Annotated in this window: 28 protein-coding genes; 16 read left to right on the plus strand and 12 right to left on the minus strand. The window is 69.9% G+C overall.

What is annotated here, in order from left to right; all coding sequences use genetic code 11:
* Nucleotides 1-232: 232 nt before the first annotated feature.
* The 5 genes from ACWIE7_RS15720 to ACWIE7_RS15740 all read right to left on the minus strand — a co-directional run bounded on the left by ACWIE7_RS15720 (nt 233) and on the right by ACWIE7_RS15740 (nt 4,842).
* Complete coding sequence (locus ACWIE7_RS15720) at nt 233-1,105, minus strand: alpha/beta fold hydrolase (RefSeq protein ID WP_452100584.1); 873 nt, start codon at nt 1,103-1,105, stop codon at nt 233-235.
* Between the two features lie 86 nt (nt 1,106-1,191).
* Nucleotides 1,192-2,178, minus strand: a complete 987-nt coding sequence (locus tag ACWIE7_RS15725) for a glycine betaine ABC transporter substrate-binding protein (RefSeq protein ID WP_454069893.1) — start codon at nt 2,176-2,178, stop codon at nt 1,192-1,194.
* Complete coding sequence (locus tag ACWIE7_RS15730) at nt 2,175-2,936, minus strand: ABC transporter permease (RefSeq protein WP_454069894.1); 762 nt, start codon at nt 2,934-2,936, stop codon at nt 2,175-2,177. Before ACWIE7_RS15730 ends, ACWIE7_RS15725 begins: the two co-directional genes overlap by 4 nt.
* Complete coding sequence (locus ACWIE7_RS15735) at nt 2,933-4,111, minus strand: ABC transporter ATP-binding protein (protein WP_454069911.1); 1,179 nt, start codon at nt 4,109-4,111, stop codon at nt 2,933-2,935. The genes ACWIE7_RS15730 and ACWIE7_RS15735 overlap by 4 nt, the downstream gene beginning before the upstream one ends.
* Before the next feature lie 86 nt (nt 4,112-4,197).
* Nucleotides 4,198-4,842 carry an ABC transporter permease gene (locus ACWIE7_RS15740; protein ID WP_230930502.1) on the minus strand — a complete coding sequence of 215 codons (645 nt, stop codon included), beginning with the start codon at nt 4,840-4,842 and terminating at the stop codon, nt 4,198-4,200.
* 116 nt (nt 4,843-4,958) lie between these two features.
* On the opposite strand from ACWIE7_RS15740, the gene ACWIE7_RS15745 reads away from it, so the two are divergent.
* Complete coding sequence (locus tag ACWIE7_RS15745; RefSeq protein ID WP_454069895.1) at nt 4,959-5,891, plus strand: inositol monophosphatase family protein; 933 nt, start codon at nt 4,959-4,961, stop codon at nt 5,889-5,891.
* 461 nt (nt 5,892-6,352) lie between these two features.
* On the opposite strand, the gene ACWIE7_RS15750 is transcribed toward ACWIE7_RS15745, so the two are convergent.
* Nucleotides 6,353-6,547, minus strand: coding sequence for a hypothetical protein (locus ACWIE7_RS15750; RefSeq protein ID WP_454069896.1), 195 nt, complete (start codon nt 6,545-6,547; stop codon nt 6,353-6,355).
* 301 nt (nt 6,548-6,848) lie between these two features.
* Here ACWIE7_RS15750 and ACWIE7_RS15755 point away from each other — a divergent pair, with 301 nt between their 5' ends.
* The 3 genes from ACWIE7_RS15755 to ACWIE7_RS15765 are packed head-to-tail and all read left to right on the plus strand — an operon-like array spanning nt 6,849 to nt 9,741.
* Nucleotides 6,849-8,342 (plus strand): MFS transporter, encoded by a 1,494-nt coding sequence (locus tag ACWIE7_RS15755; protein WP_454069912.1) that lies wholly within the window; start codon nt 6,849-6,851, stop codon nt 8,340-8,342.
* Between the two features lie 6 nt (nt 8,343-8,348).
* Nucleotides 8,349-9,020, plus strand: a complete 672-nt coding sequence (locus ACWIE7_RS15760) for an alpha-ketoglutarate-dependent dioxygenase AlkB family protein (protein WP_454069897.1) — start codon at nt 8,349-8,351, stop codon at nt 9,018-9,020.
* 43 nt (nt 9,021-9,063) lie between these two features.
* Nucleotides 9,064-9,741 (plus strand): hypothetical protein, encoded by a 678-nt coding sequence (locus tag ACWIE7_RS15765; RefSeq protein WP_454069898.1) that lies wholly within the window; start codon nt 9,064-9,066, stop codon nt 9,739-9,741.
* A 96-nt stretch (nt 9,742-9,837) separates the two neighbouring features.
* On the opposite strand, the gene ACWIE7_RS15770 is transcribed toward ACWIE7_RS15765, so the two are convergent.
* Nucleotides 9,838-10,452, minus strand: a complete 615-nt coding sequence (locus ACWIE7_RS15770) for a malonic semialdehyde reductase (RefSeq protein WP_454069899.1) — start codon at nt 10,450-10,452, stop codon at nt 9,838-9,840.
* Nucleotides 10,453-10,523: 71 nt separating this feature from the next.
* On the minus strand, nt 10,524-11,279 hold the full coding sequence (locus ACWIE7_RS15775; protein ID WP_454069900.1) for a PIG-L deacetylase family protein: 756 nt from the start codon (nt 11,277-11,279) through the stop codon (nt 10,524-10,526).
* Between the two features lie 122 nt (nt 11,280-11,401).
* Here ACWIE7_RS15775 and ACWIE7_RS15780 point away from each other — a divergent pair, with 122 nt between their 5' ends.
* Nucleotides 11,402-12,559, plus strand: coding sequence for an acyl-CoA dehydrogenase family protein (locus ACWIE7_RS15780; RefSeq protein ID WP_454069901.1), 1,158 nt, complete (start codon nt 11,402-11,404; stop codon nt 12,557-12,559).
* 298 nt (nt 12,560-12,857) lie between these two features.
* On the opposite strand, the gene ACWIE7_RS15785 is transcribed toward ACWIE7_RS15780, so the two are convergent.
* The gene (locus ACWIE7_RS15785; RefSeq protein ID WP_454057830.1) at nt 12,858-13,265 is read right to left on the minus strand and encodes a MerR family transcriptional regulator; all 408 of its coding nucleotides are present in this window, start codon (nt 13,263-13,265) and stop codon (nt 12,858-12,860) included.
* Nucleotides 13,266-13,365: 100 nt separating this feature from the next.
* Between ACWIE7_RS15785 and ACWIE7_RS15790 the strand changes: the two genes are divergently transcribed.
* The 4 genes from ACWIE7_RS15790 to ACWIE7_RS15805 all read left to right on the plus strand — a co-directional run bounded on the left by ACWIE7_RS15790 (nt 13,366) and on the right by ACWIE7_RS15805 (nt 17,442).
* On the plus strand, nt 13,366-14,946 hold the full coding sequence (locus ACWIE7_RS15790; protein WP_454069902.1) for a SulP family inorganic anion transporter: 1,581 nt from the start codon (nt 13,366-13,368) through the stop codon (nt 14,944-14,946).
* A gap of 154 nt (nt 14,947-15,100) precedes the next feature.
* Nucleotides 15,101-15,616 (plus strand): diaminobutyrate acetyltransferase, encoded by a 516-nt coding sequence (ectA, locus tag ACWIE7_RS15795; RefSeq protein ID WP_295652511.1) that lies wholly within the window; start codon nt 15,101-15,103, stop codon nt 15,614-15,616.
* A gap of 70 nt (nt 15,617-15,686) precedes the next feature.
* Entirely contained in the window at nt 15,687-16,982 is a 1,296-nt protein-coding gene (ectB, locus tag ACWIE7_RS15800) for a diaminobutyrate--2-oxoglutarate transaminase (protein WP_452100573.1), read from the plus strand.
* Between the two features lie 37 nt (nt 16,983-17,019).
* The gene (locus tag ACWIE7_RS15805; RefSeq protein WP_230930513.1) at nt 17,020-17,442 is read left to right on the plus strand and encodes an ectoine synthase; all 423 of its coding nucleotides are present in this window, start codon (nt 17,020-17,022) and stop codon (nt 17,440-17,442) included.
* Between the two features lie 45 nt (nt 17,443-17,487).
* Here the strand turns inward: ACWIE7_RS15805 and ACWIE7_RS15810 are convergent, their stop codons facing one another.
* A complete protein-coding gene (locus ACWIE7_RS15810; protein WP_454069903.1) occupies nt 17,488-18,315 on the minus strand; it encodes a PIG-L deacetylase family protein in 828 nt (275 codons plus the stop codon).
* A gap of 60 nt (nt 18,316-18,375) precedes the next feature.
* Nucleotides 18,376-19,410 (minus strand): DUF2332 domain-containing protein, encoded by a 1,035-nt coding sequence (locus ACWIE7_RS15815; protein WP_454069904.1) that lies wholly within the window; start codon nt 19,408-19,410, stop codon nt 18,376-18,378.
* 169 nt (nt 19,411-19,579) lie between these two features.
* On the opposite strand from ACWIE7_RS15815, the gene ACWIE7_RS15820 reads away from it, so the two are divergent.
* The 5 genes from ACWIE7_RS15820 to ACWIE7_RS15840 all read left to right on the plus strand — a co-directional run bounded on the left by ACWIE7_RS15820 (nt 19,580) and on the right by ACWIE7_RS15840 (nt 23,524).
* On the plus strand, nt 19,580-20,650 hold the full coding sequence (locus ACWIE7_RS15820) for a glutathione S-transferase family protein (RefSeq protein WP_454069905.1): 1,071 nt from the start codon (nt 19,580-19,582) through the stop codon (nt 20,648-20,650).
* A gap of 74 nt (nt 20,651-20,724) precedes the next feature.
* The gene (locus ACWIE7_RS15825) at nt 20,725-21,258 is read left to right on the plus strand and encodes a GtrA family protein (RefSeq protein WP_230930609.1); all 534 of its coding nucleotides are present in this window, start codon (nt 20,725-20,727) and stop codon (nt 21,256-21,258) included.
* A 10-nt stretch (nt 21,259-21,268) separates the two neighbouring features.
* The gene (locus ACWIE7_RS15830) at nt 21,269-22,084 is read left to right on the plus strand and encodes a trimeric intracellular cation channel family protein (RefSeq protein WP_454069906.1); all 816 of its coding nucleotides are present in this window, start codon (nt 21,269-21,271) and stop codon (nt 22,082-22,084) included.
* 9 nt (nt 22,085-22,093) lie between these two features.
* Nucleotides 22,094-22,789: a hypothetical protein gene (locus ACWIE7_RS15835; protein WP_454069907.1), complete on the plus strand. Its 696-nt coding sequence runs from the start codon at nt 22,094-22,096 to the stop codon at nt 22,787-22,789.
* 60 nt (nt 22,790-22,849) lie between these two features.
* A complete protein-coding gene (locus ACWIE7_RS15840; RefSeq protein ID WP_454069908.1) occupies nt 22,850-23,524 on the plus strand; it encodes a DNA-3-methyladenine glycosylase I in 675 nt (224 codons plus the stop codon).
* Here the strand turns inward: ACWIE7_RS15840 and ACWIE7_RS15845 are convergent.
* A complete protein-coding gene (locus ACWIE7_RS15845) occupies nt 23,513-24,805 on the minus strand; it encodes a glycoside hydrolase family 3 N-terminal domain-containing protein (protein WP_454069909.1) in 1,293 nt (430 codons plus the stop codon). The genes ACWIE7_RS15840 and ACWIE7_RS15845 overlap by 12 nt on opposite strands.
* A gap of 137 nt (nt 24,806-24,942) precedes the next feature.
* On the opposite strand from ACWIE7_RS15845, the gene ACWIE7_RS15850 reads away from it, so the two are divergent.
* The gene (locus tag ACWIE7_RS15850) at nt 24,943-26,271 is read left to right on the plus strand and encodes an APC family permease (RefSeq protein ID WP_454069913.1); all 1,329 of its coding nucleotides are present in this window, start codon (nt 24,943-24,945) and stop codon (nt 26,269-26,271) included.
* Between the two features lie 10 nt (nt 26,272-26,281).
* Nucleotides 26,282-26,802, plus strand: a 521-nt coding sequence (locus ACWIE7_RS15855; protein ID WP_454069910.1) for a nitronate monooxygenase, incomplete at its 3' end; no start/stop codon positions are given.

Raw genomic sequence — 26,802 nt, forward strand, 5'->3', positions numbered from 1 at the left:
TCTCGCGGCGCTGATGGCGGTCGCCTTCGGACTGATCGCCCGCTGGCCGGCGGGCGGCATGATGGCCGGCGGTGAGCCGAACGAGCGGCGGGGCCTGTGGGGCGTGGTTCTCGGTGCGATCGCGCTGGTCGTCTTTGTGGTGACCGCGGTGCGCTACTCGGTGATCTAGTACTCGGTGTTCCAGCGAGCGTCACAGGGCGGCGCTCCGGCGACGGGATTTCGGTGGGGGACTTCAGCGCCCGTTGGAGACCACCCAGCCGATCGCGGTGCGCATCCGGCTGGCGAACCGACCCGGCTGGGTGGCGCACACCGCGTGGCCGCCCTGGATCGGGAACACCGCGCTGTGCGGCAGCAGGTCGGCCATCTCGTCCTGGATCGACTGCGGGAACGCGATGTCCCGCATCGTCTTGACGATCGCCACCGGAAGGTCGAGTTCATGCAGCCACGACGTGGAGTTGAAGCGCGCGACCTGACTGATCACCGTGCGATGCGCGGCGAGGGAGACCGACGACAACTCCCGCAACGCCCACGCGGTAGGGCCGGGCACCTCCTCCTCGATCTCGCGGGCTACCTCCACCGGGACCGCGTTGAGGAGCGGGGCCGTCCGCGCGAACCCGCCGAGGGTCGCCTTCTCCAGGGCGTTGCGCTGCGCGCCGGTGCCGGTGGCGGCCAGCACGAGACCGCCGAGCCGGGAGGGATCAGGACGGGCGGCCAGCTGCGCCACGATCCCGCCCATCGAGTACCCGCCCACCGCGGGCTGCTCCAGTTCCAGGTGGTCGGCGACCCGCAGGACGTCCTCCGACAAGGTCTGGAAGTCGAAGTTCCCGGTGTGGCCCATGCCGTGATGGCGCTGGTCGTAGGCGATGAGCCGGTACTCGCCGTGCAGGCGCTGAAAGGTCTGATACCAGTTGAGCATGCCGGTGGCGGCCATGCCGTGCAGCAGGATCACCGGCTGGAGGTGCTCTTCGCCGGTGTCGTACAGCCTGGTCACCACGTCGTCGGCGAGGGTGACGATCCGGCCCGTCGGCAACAGCGACATGTCCGGGGCCATCCGGGGCAGCCGCCGCGCTGAGCGGGGCAGTGCGATGAGCGGGTTGGTGCGCATGGGAATCCTCCTCGCAGACGCCTGACCGGTAGTCGTGTCAGCGATTGTCCGCCACACGCACGATCGCCGCAGCACCCACCTCCGGCTCAGCCGGCCGTCACGAGCCCCTCGGCCACCAGGAAATCCCTCGCGACCAGCGCGGGGTCCTCGCCGTCCACGTCGACACGCATGTTGAGTTCCACCATCACCTCGTTGGTGAGCAGGTCGATCAGAGGGGCCAGCACCTGCTCGATCTGCGGATGAGCGTCCAGGTAGCTGCCCCGCACCACCGTGGCGAGGTTGTAGACGGGGAAGAACCGCTTGTCGTCCTCCAGCACCACCAGATCGAGGCCCTTGACCCGGCCGTCGGTGGTGTAGACCTCGCCGAACGCGCACTCGCGGCCCACGGAGGTGGCCTGGTAGATGATCCCCGGCTGCATGATCGGCGTCGGCACGGTCGCGGCGTCGAAGCCGTAGGCCTCCGCCAGGCCGGGCCAGCCGTCCCGACGCACCGAGAACTCGGTCTCCATGCAGCTCACGGCCGCCTGCGGATCGGAACGCACCAGGTCGGCGTACTCGGAGAACGTGGTCACCCCGGTGGCCTCGGCCGTGGCCCGGTTCATGGCGAACGAATAGGTGTTGTCCACGGTGGTCGGCGGCAACCAGCGGATGTCGTGCTCGGCCAGGTCGGCATCGCGCACGGCCTCCCACTGCTGCTGCGGGTCGCGCACCGGTTCGTCGTTGCCGAGGTAACTCATCCACGCGGTGCCGGTGTACTCCATGCCGATGTCCACCTGCCCGGTGACCAGCGCCTGCCGGAAGCTGTTGGAGCCGGCCAGCGAGGACATGTCGGAGACGTCCATGCCGGCCGCTGCGAGCAGGAACTCCACCAGGTAGCTGGCGATCACGCCCTCGGTGAAGTCCTTGCCGCCGACAGTCACCTTCACGCCCTCGAGCTCGGGCACGACGCCCTGCGAGTCGGGGCCCACGGGCAGCGGTACCGAGCCGCCGTTGTTCAGGCCGCAGCCGGTCGCCACGAGCACCACGGCCAGCAGAGAGGCCAGCAGCCTCCGCACCCGCGCAACGCTTCTCATCGCAGCCCCTTCGGGTTGAACAGGACCTCGCCGACCGCGCCGAGCCAGTCCACGAGCAGCGCCAGCGCCACCGCGAGGACAGCGCCCACGACCATCGTCTTGTAGTCCTGGAGCCGGTACCCGGTGTCGATGAAGATGCCCAGCCCGCCGGCGTCGACGAGAAAGCTCAGCGTGGCCGTGCCCACCGCCAGCACGAGTGTGGTGCGAAGGCCGGCGAGGATGAACGGCACCGCCAGTGGCAGCTCCACAGTGCGCAGGACTCGCGTCGGCGCCATGCCCTGGCCGCGCGCGGCGTCGATGAGCGCGGGGTCGACGTTGTGGATGCCGACGATCGTGTTCCGCAGCACCGGCAGCAGCGAGTAGAACGCCACCGGCAGCACGCCGATCCAGAACCCGGTCCGGTTGGTGACCAGGAACAGCAGCACGAGCAGACCGATCGCCGGCGCCGCCTGCCCGATGTTGGCGATCCCGATCGCCACGGGCGCGAGGAACCGGGTGCGCCGCCGGGTCAGGATGATCCCCAGCGGCACGCCCACGGCCACCACGATCAGCGTCACCGTCACGGTGATCTGGACGTGCTGGAGGGTCCGCTCGGTGATCGACGCCGCGTTGAGCGACGCCGCCTGGGTCTCGGTCATCGGGCTCGCGAACGCCCACCACAGCACCCCGACCACCGCGATGATCACCGCCGCCGGCTGGATGACCAGCCGGGCGGTGTCGCCGCGGGCCAGCGTCTCGGTGGCGGTGGGCGTGCTCATGACGGGTCGGCCGGGTTAGGGTGCCCGGCGCGGTCGGCGGGGGCGGCGGGCTCGTCGTCGTGGTGCCGGTGGTGGATGCGTCGCAACTCGTCGACCAGGTCGTCGATCCCGATCGTGCCCCGGTACACGCCGTCGCGGTCGACGACCACGGTGGTCGCACTAGCCGTCGACAGCAACCCGTCCAGTGCTTCCTGCAGCGTCGAATCGACCGTGACCGTGCCGCTCACGAGCTGGCCCCCCGAGCCCAGGTCCGGCATCTGCGCCACCCGGTCCCCACGGACCCAGCGCACCGGGCGGCCGGCCTCGTCCAGCACCACGGCCCACTCGTCATCGGATCGGCGCAGGCGGGCGGCGAACTCGGCCGGGTCGTCGGACACCCTCGCCGTCGTCGTCGTCCCCAGGTCCACGTCCCCCACGCGCCGGAGGGTGAGGGTCTTGAGCGCGGCGTCGTCCCCGATGAACCCGGCGACCGTCTCGTCGGCCGGATTGGCCAGGATCGCCTCGGGGGTGTCGAACTGCAGGACGGACGAGCCGGGGCCGAGCACCGCGATCCGGTCGCCCAACTTCACGGCCTCCGAGAAATCGTGGGTGACGAAGACGATCGTCTTGTGCAGCTCGGACTGCAGCCGCAGCAGCTCGTCCTGCAGCGACGCGCGCGTGATGGGGTCCACCGCGCCGAACGGCTCGTCCATGAGCAGCACCGGCGGATCCGCGGCCAGCGACCGGGCCACGCCGACGCGCTGCTGCTGCCCGCCGGACAGCTGCGCGGGATAGCGATCACGGTAGTCACCGGGGGCCAGGCCGACGAGCTCGAGCATCTCGTCCACGCGCTCGCGGGTGCGCTTCTTGTTCCACTTGAGCAGCCGCGGCACCGTGGCGACGTTCTGCGCGACCGTCATGTGCGGGAACAGCCCGGAGGCCTGGATGGCGTAGCCGATGCTGCGGCGCAGGGTGTCGGCGTCGAGGCGGCGGTTGTCCTCGCCGTCGATCGTGATGGTGCCGGAGGTGGGTTCGATGAGGCGGTTGATCATGCGCATCGTGGTGGTCTTGCCGCAGCCGGACGGCCCCACGAACACCGTCGTGTGGCCGGCCGGTAGGTCGAGCGAGACGCGGTCGACGGCGGGCCGCTCCTGGCCGGGGTAGATCTTGGTGACGCCGTCCAGGACGATCGGCACGCCCGAGACAGCTGTATTGGGGCCGTCGGTGCGGGTTCTGTTGGTGCGGGGCCCGTCGGCGTGGGCCTCGCGGCCGGTGGAAGTGGTCACTGGTTCCCCCTGATGGTGAGGCGGCCGAGTAGGACGAGCAGGGCGTCCAGGACAAGAGCGAGGACGACGACGAGGACGGTCGCCGTGAGCGCCATCGGCAGGGCGGTGGGCGTTCCCACGCGGGACAGGGCGGCGAAGATGAGGTTCCCCAGGCCGGGCCCCTTGACGTAGGCGGCGATCGCGAGGATGCCCATCGACATCTGCGTGGACACCCGGATGCCGGCCAGGATCGAGGGCCACGCGAGCGGCAGCTCGACCCTGCTCAGCACGCCGAGTCGGCTCATCCCGACCCCCCGCGCGGCGTCCACGGTGGCGGCCGGCACCGCGTCCAGGCCGACGATCGTGTTGCGCAGGATCGGCAGTACGGCGTAGATGACCAGGGCGGTCATGGTGGGCAGCACGCCCAGCCCGAGCAGCGGGATGAGTAGGCCGAGCAGCGCGAACGACGGGATGGTCAGCGCAGTGGCGGCGAGTCCGGTGGCCACGGCCGAGCCGGTGCGGCTGCGGTACACGGCCACCCCGACCGCCACCGACAGCACGGTCGCGAGCAGCACGGCCTGCACGGTGGCGCTGACGTGCTGCCAGGAATCCGTGGCCAGCTGGACCCGGCGGGTCGAGAGGAAATCCATCAGGGCGGTCATCGCGCCTCGGCTCTGTTGGTGGGCGGTGTGAACACGTTAGCCGTTTCCGCACGTGTAGAGGGCCAAGACGGGGGATCCGGTCGGCGGTGCAGCGGGGGCTGGGGCACGATGGTGTGATGACGCCACGGCCCTCCCGCCCTCTCGGACCGGATCAGATCGAGCGCCTCGACGAGTTGCTCGCCGCCAGCGGCCGGATCGCCCGCCGCCACTTCCACGGTGACCTCGCCGCGCTCGGCGCGGCCGACAAGAACGCGGCAGGCGCTGGTCACGGCGTTGGTGGCGGTGCCGATTCTGCTGCCAGCGTGGATTCCGGCGGCGCCGATTCCGCCGGCGGCCCCGGCGCCCACCGCGGCTACGACCCGGTCACCGAGGCCGACCGCGCGATCGAGGAACTGCTGCGCGCGGGGATCAATGCGATGTCGCCGGGCGATCGCGTGGTGGGGGAGGAGAACGGCCCCATGGGCCCCGCCGACGCCCCCCGCACCTGGTACCTGGATCCGATCGACGGCACGAAGGCCTTCCTCACGGGTATGGCGGGTTGGGGGACGCTCGTCGGCGTGGTCGAGGACGGGCGCGCGGTGGCGGGCTGGATGGATCAGCCGATCCTGGGCGAGACGTTCTCGGCGGTGGGCGGCCGCGCCGTGGTGCGTCGCCCTGCCGCTGACGGTGGTTCGGTGCAAATCACGGACCTGCGCACGTCGGACTGCGCGGAGCTGTCCGAGGCGATCCTGTACACGACGCATCCGTCGATGTTCGGTGATAGCGGCTCGAGCCGCGACCGCTACGACGAACTCGGCCGCCGCGTCCGGCTCCAGCGCTTCGGCGGCGACTGCTACGCCTACTGCATGCTCGCCGCCGGTCGCGTGGACCTGGTCGTCGAGTCCGACCTCAACTCCTACGACATCGTGGCGCTGGTCCCGATCATCGAGGCCGCGGGCGGGGTGATCACCGGCCCGGACGGGCGGCAGCCGCTCGAGGGCGGCACGGTGGTCGCAGCCGCGACGCCTGAGCTCGCCGAGCAGGCGTGGGCGGTGCTGGGCCGGGATTGATTCCGGCGATGTCGCTGATCGACGGCCACTTCTAGGTCCACCGGCGGCCCCGCCGGCACGGTCGGGGCCGGCCACGGCGCGCCCAACACGTCCGCGGCATCGCCTGGCCCGGCTGGTCGACACCGTTGCGATCCTTGTCGGCACCACTGCGGTGAAAGCTGCGAATCTTCGCAGTGGTGTCGACATTTATCCGCGACGTGAACTGGCACTTCCACCGTTTGCATCCCCGGACGGCCGACGTCGGCGGGTCGCGCCACGGGACGGGTGATCACCGGACCGGACAGCCGGCAGCCGCTGGAGGGCGGCACGGTGGTCGCGGCCGCGACGCCTGAGCTCGCCGAGCAGGCGTGGGCCGTGCTGCAGCCCGAGCGCTGAGCTCGGCTTTGACTCTGATCGACGCGACAGGCGCGCACCCGACTGCAGCCGGGTGCGCGCCTGTCAGATTCTGAGCTTCGCCTGTGTCAGCGCGGCATAGGGGGGAGGGTGATGCCGATCTGCTCAGCCTGGATGAATGCTTCCTGAGGGAGCATTCCCATGCTGTGCGCAACGGCACCCCAGAACGAGGTCGAAGTGACCAGGCTTACGGCGGTGGGGACCAGTGCTGAAAGGGACAGCGTCGGCATGAGGCTGAGGGCGGCGAGGCCGTCGGTTCCCATTGGGGTATCTCCTAAGGTTAGGTCAGGGCTATGCCCTGAGCGTGAGGGTGTGCACTTACGAAGTTATCAGCACATAAGTACTTACCAATGTCAGGGTGGTTAACAGTGGTGATGAGCAACCGCCCTGCGCCCGAATAGGACAACCGATCGGATGTCACGGTTCGGATCGGATGCGACGCGCGTCAACTCCGGATAGAACCACTTCATGGAGCGGCGATCCCGGGGTGATGCATCCCCCGACACCAGGTCAGGACCCGGCAAGCGCAGGCTGGGCACCATCTCCACGGCGATCCCCGCCCGGATGGACCGCCTGCCCTGGGCGGGCATCCACTGGAAGGTCATCCTGGGCCTGGGGACGGTGTGGATCCTCGACGGCCTGGAGGTCACGCTCATCGGCTCGCTGGCCGCGCGGCTGGTCGAGCCGGGCAGCGGCCTGCCCATCACGGAGGGGCAGATCGGTCTGGCGGCGTCGATCTACATCCTCGGTGCCTGTCTGGGCGCGCTGTTCTTCGGGCGGCTGACCGACCGGTGGGGCCGCAAGAAGCTCTTCATGCTCACACTGGTCGTGTACTGCATCGCCACGTTCTCCACGGCGTTCTCGGTCGAACCCTGGATGTTCTTCCTCTGCAGATTCGTCACCGGCGCCGGGATCGGCGGCGAGTACGCGGCGATCAACTCCGCTGTCGACGAGCTCATCCCGGCGAACTACCGCGGGCGCGTGGACGTCCTCATCAACGGCACCTACTGGCTGGGCGCGACGTTCGGCTCGTTCTATTCGCTGTTCTTCCTCAACACCGCCTGGTTCGCCGAGAATCTGGGCTGGCGCTTCGCGCTCGGTGTGGGCGCGCTGCTGGGCGTGGTCATCATCTTCATCCGAAGGCACGTCCCGGAGAGCCCGAGGTGGTTGTTCATCCACGGTCGCGAGGGCGAGGCCGACGAGATCGTGGAGGACATCGAGGAACAGGTCGAGGAGGAGAAAGACGAGCCGCTGGAGCGGGTCGGCCGCGACGAGCAGATCACCATCCATCAGCGGGCCAGCATCCCGTTCACCGAGATCGCCAAGACGGCGTTCGGCAAGTACCCCAAGCGGGCGATCTTGTGCCTGGCGCTGTTCATCGGCCAGGCGTTCCTCTACAACGGCATCACCTTCAACCTGGGCACGCTGTATCAGAACTACTACGGCATCGACTCGGGCACCGCGCCACTGCTTCTGGCGCTGTTCGCGATCGTGAACTTCCTCGGCGCGCTCACCCTGGGCCCGCTGTTCGACAGGGTCGGCCGCAAGAAGATGATCGCCGGCACCTATATCGGATCGGCCCTGGTGACGGTGCCGCTGTACTTCGTCTTCCTGGGCGAGGTCGGTGGCCTGTGGGGCTTCGTGGCGCTGCTGTCGTTGACGTTCTTCATCGCCACCGCCGGCGCCTCGGCGGCCTACCTCACGGTGTCGGAGATCTTCCCCATGGAGACCCGTGCGCTGGCGATCGCCTTCTTCTACGCGATCGGCACGGGCGTCGGCGGCATCATCGGCCCGCTGATGTTCGGTAACTTCATCGAGAGCGGCGATCGTGCGTTGGTCGGTATGGGATTCCTCGTCTCGGCCGGTGTGATGGCGGTCGGTGGCATCGCCGAGATCTTCCTGGGCGTGGACGCCGAGGGACAGTCGCTCGAGGACATCGCGGCCCCCATCACCGCCGCGGATCCGGATGCGGGTCCCGGCTCGGACGTGGACCAGAATTCGGGCACGGATCGGGAGCCGGACACGGACCGGGAGCCGGGCGCGACGACAGGGGGCTGAGCAGGCGTGACAGAACCGCTGTTCGGCGTTCGCCGCGAGCCGGCGATCCTCGGCCCCGGCGCGGTGCACGTGCCCGACTGGCTGAGCCGTGAGCAGCAGGAATTCCTCCTGCGGGCCTGCGCGGACTGGGCCGCGGTGTGCGCGCCGCGCTCGATCGTGCTGCCGGGTGGCGGCCGCATGTCGGTGCGGACGTTCAGCCTGGGGCGCCACTGGACGCCGTATAGATACGACGACGACAACGCCGACGTCCCGCCCATCCCGGATTGGCTCGTGCGCGCTGCCCGGTCTGCGCTGTCCGCGGCGGCCGCGGTCGATCCGGGCGTGGCGGAGACCGACTCGGCCGTCTATACGCCCGATGCCGCGCTGGTGAACCTCTACGGTCCCGGCGCGACGATGGGACTGCACCAGGACCGCGACGAGGCCAGCGGTGACCCGGTGGTCTCGCTCAGCCTGGGTGATGCGTGCACGTTCCGCTTCGGCACTCCCGAGCACCGGGGCCGCCCGTACACGGACGCGCGTCTGGAGTCGGGGGACCTGGTGGTGTTCGGCGGGCCGTCGCGGATGGCGTTCCACGGGGTGCCAAAGGTCCACGACGCCACGGCCCCCGCCTGGTGCCGCGACGTGCTGGGCGCGGCCCCCGGCCGGGTGAACATCACGCTCCGGCGAACGCGTCCGTAGGTCCGGCTGTCGCCGACGAGTCCGACCCGCCTACGCTGGGTCCATGAGCGCGAGTGTGAGCACGACTTCATCTTCCGGTCGTGGCAGGGCCGTTCTGGTGATCATCCTGGTGGCGGTCCTGGCCGTGGTCGCGGCGGTGGTGACGGTGGTCGTCTCACAGAAGACCTACGCGCCGAGCGAGCGCACGCTGAGCCCCAAGACCCAGGTGGCGGCGGGCTCCGACCACGTCGACGAGGCCGCAGGGCTGACCATCCGCGTCCCCGAGGGATGGCAGGCCGAATCCGGCGACCTGCTGTTCGGGACCACTGCGCTGCTCCCCGAGAAGGTGTCGACGGACGGCGGTGCGGGCGGACTCGTCTTCATCGGTGCACTGACCGAGGAGATGCTGGGCGGCCAGGAGGTCAACAACGAGCAGGCCGCCTACGCGCTGGCCTCCGCCATCGGCCAGACCGTCCTTCCGGTCCCGGGCCAGCCCACCGACGAGAGCCTGGAGCCGATCTCGAGCCGTGTCGGCGACGGCTCGGCGTTGTCCTTTCGGGTGATCCCCATGGCCCAGCAGGCGATGCTCGGCCCGGAGGGAGCGCTGATCTACACGGCAGTCGTGGGTGAGGGCGACGACAGGTACTGGCTCACCTACATCGGCTCGCCGGCCGACGGCAGCATGGATTCGCCGCGCGCCGAGTGGGCGGACGAGATCGTCGAGCGTTTCCGTCCGGCGTGATCTCGTCCTCCTGACCAGCTGTCTCCCGCCCGACAGCACGACAGGCCGGCCCCTGTCGGGGTCCGGCCTGTTCTCGTCGGATCGCTGAGCGCGTGATCAGAGGGTGCTGACGACCTCGTCGTAGTCCAGGCGCGGGAGGCGGTCGAACCAGGCGTTCTCGGCGGGCTTGCCGATGTTCACCGCCACGAGGACGCGGTGGCGTCCGTCGGGGAAGAACTCCGTGGCGATCGCGTCGGCGTCGAGGCCGGTCATCGGGCCGGCGGCCAGGCCGGCCGCGCGGATGCCGAGGATCAGGTAGCCGATCTGCAGGCCGGCGTTGAGCTCGGCCGTGCCGATGCGCGCGTCCTCGTCGGCGAACAGGTCGCGGGCGCCGGGGAAGTGGGGGAAGACCTTCGGCAGCTCGTCGTGGAAGTCCACGTCGGCGGCCAGCAGTGCCACGGCCGGGGCGGCGGCGGTCTTGGGTCGGTTGCCCTCGGACATGAGCGGGATGAGACGGGCCTTGGCCTCCTCGGAACGCAGCACCACGACGCGCAGCGGCTGGTTGTTCATCGAGGTGGGGGCCCACTTGACCAGGTCGTAGATCGCCTCGAGCTGCTCGTCCGTCACCGGCTCGTCGGTGAAGGCGTTGGCGGTGCGGGCCTCGCGGAAGAGGAGGTCCTGGGCGGCCTCGTCGATCTGGATGGCCTGGGCGGTGTCCAAAGAAGTTGTCATGTCTAGTAGAACGGGCCGCCGGTCCGGAATGATTCCGGGACCGGCGGTGACGCTCCTCACGTGGCTCGCGTTCAGGGGCGCTTGCGGGTGAAGCCCACCACCGGGTTGCCGTCGGCCAGGCCCTCGACGGGCGCCACCATGCGCTCGACCTGCGTCCGTGCCTGCTCGCGCACCGGCGTCTGCGGGTCGAGCACCGACATGTACTCCTTGTGCTCGGCCAGCGCGTCGATGGCCGGGTCGACGAACCCCGTGACGTCGACGTAGTGGCTCGGCCGGGGATCGGACTCGAACCACATCTGTGGGCGCCCCTCGCGCGAGTCCACGCCGACCGCGGCCACCAGATCGTCGTAGGCGGCGCCCACCGCGTCGCCGAACTCCATGTGGTCGGACTGGTTGGGCAGGCCGGGGCCGAACTCCGGGCCCGAGTACAGGGACACCACGATGTCCGGCCGGTGCTTGCGGATCGAGTCGGCGATCGCGTCCCGCAACTCACCGTTGTTGACGATCTGACTGTCCGGAAAGCCCAGGAACTCGACGGTGTCGACCCCGACGTGCGCCGCCGACCGCCGCTGCTCCTCCTCGCGGATCGGCCCGGCGATCTCCGGGGCCATACCCTCGATCCCGGCCTCGCCACTGGACGCGAGAACGTAGACGACGCTGCGCCCCTCGGCCGTCCACCGGGCCACCGCGGCGGACATGCCGTACTCGGGATCATCAGGGTGCGCCACAAGGATGAGGCAGCGCGTCCAGTCGGTCGGGAAAGGTACGGGGAGGGCGCCCGTCTCGGGCTGGGAGTCCTGCTCTGGCCGGTCCGTGGAATCGCTCATGGCACGAGTATGGCCCCGCCCGCGCCCGCTGCATCCGGACTCGGCCAACACCGCGGTCGTAGACTGTCGCCGAACTCGAAGTCAATGCTGTTGTCGTCGTCGTACTTCCTTGGAGGCCCCTCGTGTCCGCACTCTTCCCCGACTACCGCCCCGCGTGGGAGACCGACGACCACCGGCTGCTGCGCGAGCACGCCCGCGCCTTCTTCGCCAAGGAGATGACCCCCAACCAGGAGAAGTGGGCCGCGCAGAAGCACGTCGACCGCGAGACCTGGGTACGCACCGGCGAGGCCGGCCTCATCTGCCTCGACGTGCCCGAGGAGTACGGCGGGCAGGGCGGCGACGCCGGCATGGAGTACCTCGTCACCGAGGAGCTCGTCTACTCCGGCGACACCGCGTTCGGCATGGGCGTCGGCTCCACCATCACCCCGCATTACGTCGCCAACTACGCCACCGAGGAGCAGAAGAAGGCGTGGCTGCCCAGGATCTGCTCCGGCGAGTGGATCTCCGCGATCGCCATGACCGAGCCCGGCGCCGGCTCCGACCTGCAGGGCGTGCGCACCACCGCCAAGCGCGACGGCGACGACTTCATCATCAACGGCTCCAAGACCTTCATCTCCAACGGCGGCTCCGCGGACTTCGTGGTGGTCGTGGCCAAGACCGACCTCGACGCCGGCCACAAGGGCATGGCACTGTTCGCGGTCGAGGCCGACACCCCCGGCTTCGAGCGCGGCCGCGTGCTGGAGAAGATGGGCCGCCACGGCGCCGACACCGCCGAGCTGTTCTTCAACGACATGCGCGTGCCCGCCGCCAACCTGCTCGGCGGTGAGGAGGGGCAGGGCTTCTACCAGCTGATGAACCAGCTGCCGCGCGAGCGTCTGGCCATCGCGGTCGACGCGCTGGCGATGGCCGAGGCCGCGGTCGTGGAGACTCTCGAGTACACCCGCGAGCGGCAGGCGTTCGGCAAGCCGGTCCTCGACTTCCAGAACACCCGCTTCGAGCTGGCGCACTGCAAGACGCAGGCCATGGCGACCCGCACGTTCGTCGACTACTGCATCGAGCAGGAGCTGGCCGGCGAGCTCGACGCCGTGACCGCCTCCATGGCCAAGATGCAGGCCACCGACATGCTCGACGACGTGGTGGACCGCTGCCTCCAGCTCTTCGGCGGCTACGGCTACATGATGGAGTACCCGATCGCGCAGAAGTTCGCGGGCGCCCGCGTCATGCGGATCTACGGCGGCACGAACGAGATCATGAAGGAGGTCATCGGGCGGGCCCTCTGAGTTCGGTCTCTGCGGGCCCGGCTCGCCCTGGCCCGCCCGGGCCTGCCCGCCCGCCCGCCGGCCCCGCCCGCCGGCCCCGCCCGCCCTGGCCCGCCCCGCCCGCCCCGCCCTGGCCCGCCCTGGCTCGGCCCGGCCCGCCCGCCCGTTCCATTGAGAAGAGGGTTTCGCACGTATCGGCCGGGTGCCAACGTGCGAAACCCTCTTCGCGTTTACCGGTGGGGGCGCGGGACGGGCCGGCGGGGATGGAGAGGCCGGCGAGAGTGGCGCGGGAGGGGTCGGAGAGGGTCGGTTGCGGCGCTCAGCTGAGGCGGTCGATGATCTCGACGAACTCCTCGGCGTAGGCCAGGTGCTTGCGCAGGCGCTCGAGTCGCTCCGCCGCTTCAGCGCCGATCTCGGTGATCGTGGTGCGGGCGGCGGCATCGTCGTCGGCCCCCTCGCCCACGCCCCCGGCCTCCCCGTCCGCGCCATCGGCACTGGTCCCCGCCCCGCGCGCGTCGAGGGCGCGGCAGAAGTCCTTCATGCGGTCGAGGCTGAACCCGAGTGGCTTCATGCGCCGGATGAGCAGTAGGCGCTCGACGTCGGCCTCGGTGTAGAGGCGGAACCCGCCGGGGGAATGGGCGGACGGGCTGACCAGGCCGAGTTCGTCGTAGTGGCGCAGGCTGCGGATCGATAATGCCGTGCGCTCGGCGACCTCCCCGATCTTCATGGTCTGCTCGCCCTGAGTTTCCCCGGCCACAACTCTCCCGCTACGGTAGCTTTTTACTCTCTCGCCACGAGAGAGTCGGTACTACGACTGTAGGTGATCTGTGAGCAACGAGTTCCCGACCGGTGTGCTGCCCTCATTCCGGGCGGCGTTCTCCTCGCCGGCCAGACTGCGGACCGAGGTGTTGGCCGGCCTGGTGGTGGCCCTGGCGTTGATCCCGGAGGCGATCTCGTTCTCCATCCTCGCGGGCGTCGACCCGCGGGTCGGCCTGTTCGCCTCGGTGACGATGGCCGTGACGATCGCGTTCACCGGCGGCCGGCCCGCCATGATCTCGGCCGCCACCGGTGCAATCGCGCTGGTCATCGCCCCGGTTGCCGCCGAGTACGGGCTCGACTACCTCATCGCGACGGTCCTGCTGGGCGGCGCGCTGCAGATCGTCCTCTCGGTGCTGGGCGTGGCCAAGCTGATGCGGTTCATCCCGCGGTCGGTGATGATCGGCTTCGTCAACGCGCTGGCGATCCTCATCTTCTCCGCGCAGATCCCGCATCTGATCGGCGTGCCGTGGCTGGTGTACCCGCTGGTGGCGGTGGGCATCGTGATCATGGTCGGCTTCCCGCGCCTGACGACGGTCGTGCCGGCCCCGCTGATCGCGATCGTGGCGATCACGGTCGTCGTGCTGGCCGTCGGCTGGAACGTGCCCGATGTGGCGGGTCAGGGTGAGCTTCCGACGTCGTTGCCGTCGTTGCTCCTCCCCGACGTGCCACTGACCATGGAGACCCTTCAGATCATCGCGCCGTTCGCGCTGGCCATGGCGCTGGTCGGGCTCATGGAATCGCTCATGACCGCAAAATTGGTCGACGACATCACCGAGACCCACTCCGACAAGACCCGTGAGGGCTGGGGCCAGGGCGTGGCCAACCTCGTCACCGGTCTCTTCGGCGGCATGGGCGGCTGCGCGATGATCGGCCAGACGATGATCAACGTCAAGGAATCCGGGGCGCGCACCCGGCTGTCGACGCTGCTCGCGGGCGTGTTCCTGCTCGTCCTGGTGGTGGTGCTCGGCGACATCGTGGGTCTCATTCCCATGGCGGCGCTGGTCGCGGTGATGATCATGGTGTCCGTGGGGACGTTCGACTGGCATTCGGTCCACCCGCGCACCCTTAGGGTCATGCCGCTGCCGGAGACCCTGGTCATGCTGGTCACGGTGGTGGCGACGGTGTGGACCGGCAACCTGGCGATCGGCGTGGTCCTGGGCGTGCTCACCGCGATGGTGATGTTCGCCCGCCGCGTCGCGCACATGACGACGGTGGAGAAGGTCCCCGGGCCCCGCGACGACCGTCTCGACCGCGACGACCGCGACGACCGTGCCGACCGCGACGACGACAACGACGACGACCGCGACGACGACACCGGGGTCACCACCCGCACCTACCGCGTCACCGGCGAGCTGTTCTGGGCGTCGAGCAACGATCTGGTCTATCAGTTCGACTACTCCGGCGACCCCGAGCACGTGGTCCTCGACCTCACCGACGCCGACATCTGGGACGCCTCGACCGTCGCGACGCTCGATGCCGTGCAGCAGAAGTACGCGGAGAAGGGCAAGACGATGTCCGTGATCGGCCTGGACGGCGCGAGCCAGGAACGTCTCGACAGGCTATCGGGCCGCCTCGGCGGTGCGTTCTAGACACTCCGGCCCCGCGGTCGGGCGTTTGCGGAACCACCCGCGAGTGACCGACCTCACTCCCCGGCGGCCACCTGCGCACTCATCACGAATTCAGGAACGAATTGTGGAAGGTAGATGCAACTACGAGGTGGCCTCACTACGGTGGGAGTTGATTATGAGCCCAGGAGAACGAGAAGTACCCCGTACCCCTGATTCCTCAGACCCGGTTTTCCGTCCGCCCACCGCGGCAGACGGCATCCGGATGTGGGAGATCGCCCGCGACAGCCGGGTCCTCGATCTGAACTCGTCCTACGCCTACGTGTTGTGGGGTGCCGAGTTCGCCAGGAGTTCGGTCGTGGTCGAGGTCGAGGGCCGTGTGGTCGGCTTCGTCACCGGCTTCATCCGTGCCGACGAGCCGGACACGATCTTCGTGTGGCAGGTGGGCGTCGACGCCGATCAGCGCGGCAAGGGACTCGCAGCCCGTCTGCTGCACAGCCTCATGGACCGCACCGGCGAGCAGCAGGGCACCGTGCGCCTGCGCACCACGATCAGTCCCGACAACGACGCCTCCAAGCGCACCTTCGGAGCCGTTGCCCGCGACCGCGGAATGTCGCTGACCAGCGAGGACTACCTGGGCGCTGATCTTCTCGGAGAGGGCCACGAGCAAGAAGACCTCTACACGATTTCCTAAGGACTGGGCGCGGGCCGCCCGGCCCGCCGCCGCTGCCCGAACGCTTTTTCATTGGAGTGAGTCAAGACAAATGACCGAGAACACGCACGATTCGAGCACCGATACCTCGATTTTCACCGACCGCGAGTCGGAGGTTCGTAGCTACTCGCGCAACTGGCCGGCGGTCTTCGACACCGCCAAGGGTGCGACGCTGACGACCGTCGACGGCGAGGACTACCTCGACTTCTTCGGCGGCGCCGGCGCGCTGAACTACGGCCACAACGACGACGACATGAAGAACGCCCTGCTGGAGTACATCACCCGCGACGGCGTCACCCATTCGCTCGACAAGTACACGGTCGCCAAGCGCGCCTTCCTGGAGACCTTCTCCAGCACGATCCTCAAGCCGCGTGGCCTGGACTACAAGGTGATGTTCCCCGGGCCCACCGGCACCAACGCCGTCGAGTCCGCGCTGAAACTGGCCCGCAAGGTCACCGGCCGCGAGGCCATCATCAACTTCACCAACTCGTTCCACGGCATGACCCTCGGGTCGCTGTCGGTGACCGGTAACTCGATGAAGCGCGCCGGTGCCGGCATCCCGCTGGTCCACGCCACCCCGATGCCGTACGACAACTACTTCGGTGGCGTCACCGAGGACTTCCAGTGGATGGAGCGCGTGCTCGTCGACTCCGGCTCGGGCATGAACCGCCCGGCGGCCGTGATCGTCGAGTGCGTCCAGGGTGAGGGCGGCATCAACGCCGCGCGCGCCGAGTGGCTGCAGGCCCTCGACGCGCTGTGCAAGCGCCACGACATCCTGCTGATCGTCGACGACGTCCAGATGGGCTGCGGCCGCACCGGCGAGTTCTTCTCCTTCGAGTTCGCCGGCATCAAGCCGGACATCGTCTGCCTGTCCAAGTCGATCGGTGGCTACGGCCTCCCGCTGGCGGTGACCCTGTTCAACCGCGAGCTCGACGAGTGGACCCCGGGCGAGCACAACGGCACCTTCCGCGGCAACAACTTGGCGTTCATCACCGCTGACGTGGCGCTGCGCAAGTACTGGGCCGACGACGCGCTCCAGAACCGCACGCTGGAGAACGGCCGCATCCTGCGCGAGCGCTTCTCGCCGCTCGTCTACAAGTACGAGGGCAAGCTCGAGCTGCGCGGCCGCGGCATGGCCTTCGGCATCGCGTTCCTCGAGGACCCGGAGCTGGCCGGCCAGGTCATGGCCCGCTGCTTCGACAACAAGATGCTGGTCGAGACCGCCGGCCCGAGCGACGAGGTCGTCAAGTTCCTGGCGCCGCTGACCCTCACCGACGAGGAGCGCGACCGCGGCATCGAGATCTGCTACGAGGCCGTCGACCACGTCCTCGCGCAGCAGTACGCCTGATCCAGTAGTACGGGACCACCCCTCAAGGAGGCACCACATGATCGTTCGCACCACCGCCGAGATCACCGATACCGATCGCCACATCAAGGGCAACAACGGTAACTGGGAGTCCAAGCGCATCGTTCTGGCCAATGACCGCGTGGGTTTCTCGTTCCACGAGACCACCATCGCCGCCGGCACGACCAACGATTTCCACTACGCCAACCACATCGAGGCCGTCTGGCTCACCCGCGGCAAGGGCACCCTGCGTGACCTCACCAACGACAAGGAGTACCCGCTCGCGGCGGGCTCGATGTACCTGCTCGACGGCAACGAGAAGCACCAGGTGATCGTGGAGGAGGAGATGCAGATGCTCTGCGTCTTCAACCCGCCCGTCGTGGGCGACGAGAACCACGACGAGAACGGCATCTACCCGCTCCTGCGTCTGCAGGACGACGGGTCGGTTGTCCGCGAGAAGTAAGACCCCGCACAGGGCAACCCCGCACAGGGCCTGGCCGCGTCGACGTCAGTCGAACGGCCAGGCCTTCTGCATGTCCTGATCCAGGCCCGGCTCGATGAGGTACTCGGTGCCGAACGCCAGCGCGTAGACGGCGGGCGGCATGCCCAGCATGAGGCCGATGTCGCTGGTCTGGCTGGCGTGGCACTCCATCGCGCGGCGCTTGAGGGCGAGCACGTCCTCGGGCAGGTCGACGGCCCAGGCGATCTCGGACTCGGGTACGCCGACGGGCTGTCCGTCGTCGCCGGTGAGGATCATCTCGCGGAGCTCGGCCACGTCCGAACCGGCGGCGGCCAGCGCGTCGAAGAGCTCGGTGACCTCGGGCCGGTCGAGCATCTCCAGCTGCGCGGACTGGTTGGTGGTGGACTCCATCAGTCGCGGCCGGCGGGCCGCGAGCTCGGCGGCCCGGCGGGTGAGCCGGTGCACCGCGATGTGGTCGGGGTGGCCGTAGTTGCCGTGGTGGTCGTAGCCGATCACCACGTCGGCGTCCTCGCGGTCGAGGATCCGGGCGAACCGGCCGGCGGCCTCGTCGACGTCGGCCCGGTGCAGGCACAACGGGTCGTCGTTCTGGGCCCAGCCGGTCATGCCGGAGTCTCGGTATCCCAGCCAGTCGACGCGCTCGACGCCCAGGACGCGCGCGGCCGCGCGGGCTTCCCCGCGGCGATGTTCGACCACGTCGCCGTCGTCGCCCAGTCCCTCGGGTCGTTGGCCGTGGTCGCCGTCGGTGGCGAACACCGTCACCACGCGGTGGCCGGCGCGGGCGGCGAGCGCCATTACCCCGGCGGTCTGGGACGATTCGTCGTCGGGGTGGGCGTGGACAAACACGATCGTGGACACCCCGACAGTCTGCCCTCCAGCGCGTGCGCACGGCGGGTGAGGCGCCGGGGCACGTCCGGTTCAGGGCATGTCGAGGGCGCGGACCCAGTCGCCGTGGCCGTGCGCCGTGGCGAGGGGCTGCCCGTTGACGGCGACGACGAAGATGCCCCTGTGTCGCCGGATCGATTCCGGGACCTGCGCCGCGATCTCGGGCAGGAGGGTCACCCCCTCGACGGAGATCCACACCGCGCCGGCGCTACGGCAGAGCTCGGTGACGCGTCGGACGAACTCGGCCCGCTCCGGGGGCTCGAGGTAGCCGAGCACCGCGGTGTGGAAGACCACGGGTGTGGAGCCGGCGGGGCAGGCGGCGACGGCGGCCTCGACCTGCTCGACGAGGTCGCCGGTGATGATGTTCGGTGGATCGGCGGCGGCGATGTCGAGTGCCGCGTCGAGGCGGGGCACGCGCTCGGCCTGCTGGCCGGGCCAGATGAGGCTGCGGAGCCAGGCGCGGGAGTCGGGGTCCGCGGGGTCGATGGGGGCCAGGTCGACCCCGCCCCGGCGGACGATCTCGGGCAGGGAGCGCGGGCGGGGGACGCCGTCGCGCAGGTCGCACTCCAGGACCGGGACCTCGGCCGGGGTGACGGAGGTGGCGAGCTCGGCGGGCTGCAGCTCGTAGGTGTGGCCGCCGCCGAGCTCGTAGCGGTAGGCGTAGCGGTCCGGGTACAGGCACAGTCCGGCGGCGGCGCCCACCTCGACCAGCGAGAGCGGGCCGGGTAGCAGTGAGAGGAAAGGCAGCAGGACCGCGCAGCGCTTGGCCTCGTTGGTCTGGGTGGAGTGGGTGAGCGCGATCTGCTCGACGCGGTGCCAGTTGGTGTGGAGGAACTCGCGGAAGGCGGCGTAGTCCTCGGTCTCGGAGGCGCCGGCGTGGCGGGCTGCGGCGAACACCAGGACGGGCTGCCGCTTGATGCGGGGCAGGCGTGCGATGAGCTCGCAGGTGGCGGGGTCGTCGGCGATCCCGCGGGCCCAGGAGAGATAGACGGGGGTGCGGCCGCGGACCTCGTACTCGGCGAATTCGGCGTAGCGGGTCGAGACGTCGTCGACGTGCGCGGAGTCCATGGCCCCAGCGTGGCATATGTCGGCGGCCGTGACTCGCGACCCGGGTCGAAGGGCTGTCGAGGGGGCTAGCCTGAGGGCGTTCGCGCGGGTATGATTGGTGATGTATCAACAGTTCGTCGTATCGCCAATACGACGACGACCTCACGCCCGCCGACCGTAGGAGAGCCTCATGCCAGACGAGACCGAGTTCATCGCAGCGAAGAACGCCTCCACCGGCGGCGAGTTCGTCCGCGACGCCACCTACATCAACGACCGCGTGGTCGCCGGCCTGGAGCCGGGCAGCGACCCGGTGGGCGAGAAGATCGGCGAAATGCGCTGGCCCGTCGAGGCCGGCCGCTACCGCCTCATGGCCGCCCGGGCCTGCCCGTGGGCGAGCCGCTCGATCATCGTGCGCCGGCTCATGGGCCTGGAGGACGCCATCTCGATGGGGCTCGCCGGCCCGACGCACGACATCAACTCGTGGGTCTTCGACCTCGACCCGGACGAGAAGGATCCGGTCACCGGCCTGCACCGCCTGCAGGAGGCGTACTTCAACCGGATTCCCGACTACCCGCGCGGCATCACCGTGCCCGCCCTGGTCGATCTGCCCACCAACTCGGTGGTGACCAACGCGTACCAGAAGCTCAACTTCGACATGCTCTCCGAGTGGACCGACTTCCACCGCGACGGCGCCCCGGACCTCTACCCGGAGGCCCATCGCGACGAGATCGACGAGCTCGACTCCTGGATCTACCCGACCGTCAACAACGGCGTGTACCGCTGCGGCTTCGCCGCCGAGCAGGGCGCCTACGAGAAGGCCTACGACGAGCTGTGGGCCTCGCTCGACCGCCTCGAGGAGCGGCTGGCCACGCGCCGCTACCTGGTGGGCGAGACCATCACCGCCGCCGACATCCGTCTGTTCACCACCCTGGTGCGCTTCGACGCGGTCTACCACGGCCACTTCAAGGCCAACCGCAGCAAGATCACCGAGATGCCCGCGCTGTGGGGCTACCTGCGCGACCTGTTCCAGACCCCCGGTTTCGGCGACACCTGCGATTTCCCGCAGATCAAGGAGCATTACTACAACGTCCACCGCGACGTGAACCCCACCGGGATCGTGCCCAAGGGGCCGGACCTGGCGGGCCTGCTCACCCCGCACCACCGTGAGGAGTTGGGCGGCAGTCCGTTCGGCAGCGGCACCGCCCCGGGCCCCATCGCGGAGCCCTCCGAGCGAGTCCCCGCCGGTCACGGAGCAGAGTAGGCCTAGACTGGCACGCTGTGACCCCGGCGCCCCCCGCGATCGGCCGCTATCGCCGTAGCCTCCGACAATTCATCATGTTCGGGATCGTCGGCGGCTCCGGCATGGTCGTCAACATGATCGTCACGGTCTTGATGAACAAGGCCAACGGCGGCACCCAGAACGCGCAGGACGTCCTGTTCCCGATCTCCGGCACGGAGTTCAACTTCCGCTTCACCACGCTGGTGTGGATCGTCGCGTTCCTGGTGGCAAACTTCTACAACTTCATGCTCAACCGGAACTGGACCTTCGGCGCCGGCGCCAAGGCCCCGTTCTGGCAGGAGTTCTGGCCGTTCCTGGTAGTCGGCTCGGTGGCCGCGATCGCGGGCATCTTCATCAAGCTCGCGTTCACCAACCCCACCTCGCCGCTGTACCTGCCGGAGCCGTTCTGGCATGAGGACGCGGGCATCCATTCCCGTGAGTACTGGAGCCAGCTGCTGACGATCGTCATCACGATGCCGATCAACTTCATCGTCAACAAGCTCTGGACGTTCCGCGCGGTGCGCAACCGCCATCAGGCGCGCACGGCGAGTGTGGACGAGCCCGCGCCGGCGCCGGACGCCGTGACTTAGGGGGCGCCTCGTGGAGTCCTCGCCGCTGCTGTTGTGGTTCGACCTGACGGGCGTGTTCTTCTTCGCGCTGTCCGGCAACCTGCTGGCGGCGCGTAAGGACATCGACATCACCGGCGGCCTCGTGCTGGGCCTGCTGGCCGGCCTCGGCGGCGGCATCATCCGCGACGTCCTGCTGGGGGTCACGCCGCTGGCGCTGGCCAAGCCGGTCTACCTCATCCCGCCGGTCGTGGCGGCGGTGGCGGTGTATCTTATCGGCCCGATGGTGCACCGGGTGTCCACGCTCATCGTGGTGTTCGACGCGGCCGGCCTGGGGCTGTTCTGCACGTTCGGTGCCGCCCGTGCGCTCGATCACGGCATGCCGGTGGCCTCCGCGATCGGGCTGGGCGTGGTGACGGCGGTCGGCGGCGGCCTGATGCGCGACGTGGTGGCCAACGAGATGCCGGCGGTGTTCAGCGGGTCGAATCTGTACGTCGTCCCGGCCGCGACGGGCGCGGGCCTGACGGTGGTGGCCGTGGAGACGGGCACGTGGGGCCCGATCACCGCGACCGCCCTGGCCGCCTTCGTCATCGCGTTCCGCCTGATCGCCTGGTGGCAGCAGTGGCGCGTGCCGCTGCAGATGCGCGGCTGGACCGTGCGTGACCTCGACGTGCTCCGCCGTCGGGAGAGGTCAGTGTACGGGCGTCCCGCGCGGGGCGGTGGCGGTGCGGCGGGTCCGGCGCACGACCCCGAGGGCGACGACGACAACGCCCCCACCCGCGGCCCCGACACCCGCGACGGTGACGGTGACGATGCCGGCGAGGCGCCCGGGCCGGGCCGCCGCCGGTAGGGTGTCCCGGTGCAGTATTACCTCAGCCTGCTGGGTTTCGCGGCGATCGATTCGCTCAACCTCCTGGCGTTCGCCGTCATCGCCGGGCTGTGGCTGACCGCTGCCGGGAGTGGGCAGCCGTTCGCGCCCAAGGCGGCGCGGTTCACGGGCGGCGCGTTCTGCGGCATCGTGCTGTTGTCGCTGGTGTCGGTCTGGGTGATCGGCAATAACCAGGAGTTCGTCCGGAGCCTGTTCCACAACGTCTGGGCGATGGTCGTGTTGGCGGTGATCGGCCTGGTCATCACCGTGATGGGGATGCGCAGGCCCGCGGAGGCCGCGGAGGAGAACGTCGAGGCCCCGCTGGCGCAGACGGTGTTGCAGAAGTTCGGGATCCTGGCCACGGGAGTCTCGCTCGGGGTGATCCAGTCGGGCACGTCGGCGCCGTTCGCGGCCGGCATGGTGCTCATCTCGTTCGCCGAGGAACCGTGGTGGGCCCAGCTCCTGCAGATCTTCTTCTTCGCGGTGATCGCGATTCTGCCGAGCGTCGCCCTGATCGTCACGCTCGCGTGCGTCAGCTCCTCGAGGGTGGCCACCGCGACGCAGAAGATCGGCCGCTTCCTCTCCTTCGGCCGGGTGGCCGGGCGGATTCTCACACTCGTGGTGGGCATCGCGCTGCTCGTGCTGGCGGCGGTGCGGATCGTGCAGCTCACCGGGGTGTTGTCGTAGACCGCGCCTAGTCTGCCGGCCACCACCGCACGGGTGGGACGACGAACAGACGGAGATCTCATGCAGAACGACACGCAGGACCGGGCCACCGCCGCTACCGCCGACGCCGCCACTACCGCGCTCACCACCGGGAGCGGCTCGGTGCTGTGCGAGGACGGGCTGCGGCGGCCACCGTGGGCGGCCCGCGATCCGCTACTACGGGAGTATTACGACACCGAATGGGGCATGCCGGTCCACGACGAGACCGGGCTGTACGAGCGGCTCGTGCTGGAGGGGTTCCAGTCCGGGCTGAGCTGGGTGACGATCCTGCGTAAGCGCCCGGCGTTCCGGGAGGCGTTCGCCGGGTTCTCGCCCGATGCGGTGGCGGCCTTCGGCGCCGCTGACGTCGAGCGGCTCATGGCCGATCAGCGCATCGTGCGCAACGGCCGCAAAATCGATGCCGCGATCAGCAACGCCCGCGCGGTGGTCGAGCTCCGTTCGGACGGCGGGCTCGCGCAGCTCATCTGGTCGTATCGGCCCGAGGCCACGCCCGAGCCGCGGGTGATGGAGGAGGTGCCCACGCAGTCGCCCGAATCGGTCGCGTTGGCCAAGGATCTCAAGCGGCGCGGCTTTCGCTTCGTCGGGCCGGTGACGGTGTTCGCGCTGATGGAAGCCATCGGCGTGGTGGACACCCACCTCATGGATTCGCACCGCCGGGGCACGTCCGGCATCTGGGTCGCCGGCTCAGCGGGGTAGCGGGGCCAGAGCCGCGGCCGGTGGTGAGGTGGCCGGCGGGGCGCCCGGGCCGGGAGCGGCGGGTTGGACCGGGGCGGCCAGCGATCCTGCCCCGGATATTCGGCCGGTGACCGGGCCGTTCGCGCATTCCGGGATTCCACGCACCTCGGCCATCCGCTCCAGCGACCGGTCGAGGGCGTCGGTGGACAGTGCCCCGTTCGCCAGTGCGCCCTCGACCGAGTCGAGCGCCTCGCCGATGCCGGCGGTAGTGATCCACAGCGGGGAGTCGGCGCCGGCGATCAGGGCTTCGGTCACCGACCGGGGCAGCGGGAAGGCGTCGGAGACGGCCTTCATCCCGGAGAGGTCATCGGTGAATATCGGCCCCTCGAACGCGGGGGCGCCGTAGCCGTGGCCCTCCCGCAGTAGCCGGTACGCGGCGGGGGAGAGGGACGCCGGCCGGTCCGCGCCCGTCAGGCCGGGGACCAGCTGGTGGCCGAGCATCATCCCGGCTCCGGGGGTGGCGGCCAGCTCGGCGAAGGGCCGCAGGTCGTGGGCCGCGAGTTGGTCGAGGGGCGGCACCGTCACGGTGGTGAAGTGGCTGTCGCCGGAGGAGCGGCCGTGCCCGGGGAAGTGCTTGAACACCGGGGTGATCCCGGCGTCCTGCAGCCCGGCAGCGAACGCGCGGGCGTACTCGGTCACACGGGCCGGGTCGGGGGAGAAGGAGCGGTCGCCGATCACGGCCTGGTCGGGTTGGTCCGACACGTCGAGGGAGGGGGCGAAGTCCACCGTCACGCCCATGCGGTTCAGGAACTCGCCGCGCGCGCGGGCGGTCGCCCGGACCTGCTCGGGACTCATCGTGGAGGCCATGACCCGTGCCGAGGGCATCGGCCCCGCGTACGGCGAGATGCGGGAGACGCGGCCGCCCTCCTCGTCGATCGCGACCAGCAGCGGCAGCGGGGCGGTCTTCTGGAGCTCGGCCAGGCCACTGCCGGAGACCGCCTCGCCGACGACGCCCGAGCCGATGAACACACCGCCGATGTTGTGCTGCTCCACGGCCTGGCGGGCGTCGGCCATCGAGCTCACGCCCACGGTGAACAGCTGCGCGATCCGCTCGCGTTGGCTGAGTGCGGCGAACGGCGAGTCGCACGGCGCGGTGGGCGGCGCCGTGGCGACGGCGACTGGGGCGGTGTCGGCAGCGGGCGGAGGCGCCTGATCTGCGGGCTCGCCGGTACCGCAACTGACCAGTGCCACAGCGGTGATCGAGGCGGCAGCCGTCAGGCGGAGCCTGCGGAGAAGAAACACGATCTCCAATGTATCGGCCGTTCGCTCATCCTTCGCATCGCCTGACTGTCTTGCCGGATCCGGAGGCTTCTGCCCCCGCCTGGGCAGAGGTTCATCTACGCGTCACCCGGGAATGTCAGAGTGCTCGGGTGAACCAGATGCTTGATCGTCGGCTCGGTCTGACCGATGCGGTGGTGGTGGGGCTCGGTGCCATGATCGGCGCCGGCGTGTTCGTGGCGTTCGCCCCCGCCGCGGCCCGGGCCGGCTCGCTCGTGTGGGTCTCGCTCGCGATCGCCGCAGTGGTGGCGGTGTGCAACGCCCTGTCCTCGGCCCGGCTGGCCGCCCAGTTCCCCGCCGCCGGCGGAACCTACGTCTACGGCCGCGAACTGCTGGGTCCGTTGCCCGGGTTCCTCGCAGGCTGGGGATTCATCGTGGGCAAGACCGCCTCGTGCGCGGCCATGGCCCTCACTGTGGGGCTGTACATCTGGCCGGAGCACGCGAACCTCGTCGCGGCGGCGGCCGTTCTGCTTCTCACCGCGCTCTCGGTGCTGGGGGTGCAGCGCACAGCGACCGTGGCCACGGTGCTGGTGGCGATCGTGCTGATCGTCCTCGCGATTTTTCTCGTGATGGCCTGGGTCGCGCCATCCGGCGGTGAGGCGGAGTCCGTGGCGGCCGGGTCGGGCACCACTGGGTTGGCTGCGGCCGAGGCGGGGCTTGCCCCGGTGCCCGCGATCGACGGCGAGGCGTGGCCCGCCCGGCTACTCGGCGTCCTCGGCGGCGCCGGCTTCTGCTTCTTCGCTTTTGCCGGTTACGCCCGCATCGCCACGCTCGGCGAGGAGGTGCGCGACCCGGCCCGCACGATTCCGAGGGCTGTGATGCTGGCGATCTCGCTGGTCATCGTGGTGTACGCGCTGGTGCTGGCCGCGGTCATCCACGTCCTCGGCGTGGGCGGGGTCGCCGCGGGGGCCGCGCCGGTGCTCGAGGCGGCGGAACGAATCGGCGGCGGCGAGCTCGCCGCGGTCGTGCGGATCGCCGCCGGGATCGCCGCGCTCGGCGCCCTGCTCGGCGGCATCCTCGGCGTCTCGCGGACGACGCTCGCGATGGCCCGCGACCGGCATCTGCCTGCCCCGCTCGCCGCAGTCCACGCCACCCGGCGAACTCCGTACGTCGCCGAGATCTGCGTGGGCGTGCTCGTCGCGGTGATCGTTCTGCTCGCCGACGTGCGTCAGGCGATCGGATTCTCGTCGTTCGCCGTGCTGGTCTACTACCTGGTGGCCAATACCGCGGCCCTGCGCCTGGACCGCCGGCGCCGGCGGCTGCCAGCCTGGGTGCCGGTGCTCGGGGCGATCGGCTGCGTGACGGTCGCCGGGAGTCTGCCGTGGGAGTCGGTGGTCGGCGGTGTCGTCGTCTTCGTCGTCGGCGGGGCGGTGTACGCGGTGACCCGACGCGGCATGGTGCAGCCCGCCGCGCGATCCCACCAGGCGTAACGTCGAGAACATGACCGACGCCCAACCACACGCCCGCCTGCTCCCGTCGCACCTGCGCCGACCCGTGATCGGGGCGCCCATGGCCGGCGGGCCCACCACCGGCGAGCTCATCGCGGCGGTCGGCGAGGCCGGCGGGATCGGGCTGATCGGCTCCGGATACCTGGATGCGGAGGCCACCCGTGCCGAGATCGCGCGCGTCCGCGAGCTCACCGACGCACCGTTCGGCGTCAACGTCTTTCTGCTCGACCGGGCCGACTCCGAGGCGGCGCTCAACGCGGCGGGCGGCATGGCCGGGCTCGAGAAGTACGCGGAGGGCTTGCGGCCTGTCGCCGAGCGGCTGGGCATCGCGCTGGTCGAGGACCCGCAGTTCACCGACTTCGACCAGGACGCAACCATCGACGCGCTGGTCGAGGAGGCGGTGCCGGTCGTCTCGTTCACGTTCGGGATCCCGGGCTCCGGGGTGGTGCAGCGGCTGCAGGAGGCGGGGTCGGCGGTGGTCGTGACCGTCGCCGGCGTCGAGGATGCGCGGCG

The organism is Dietzia sp. NPDC055343, assembly GCF_053645265.1.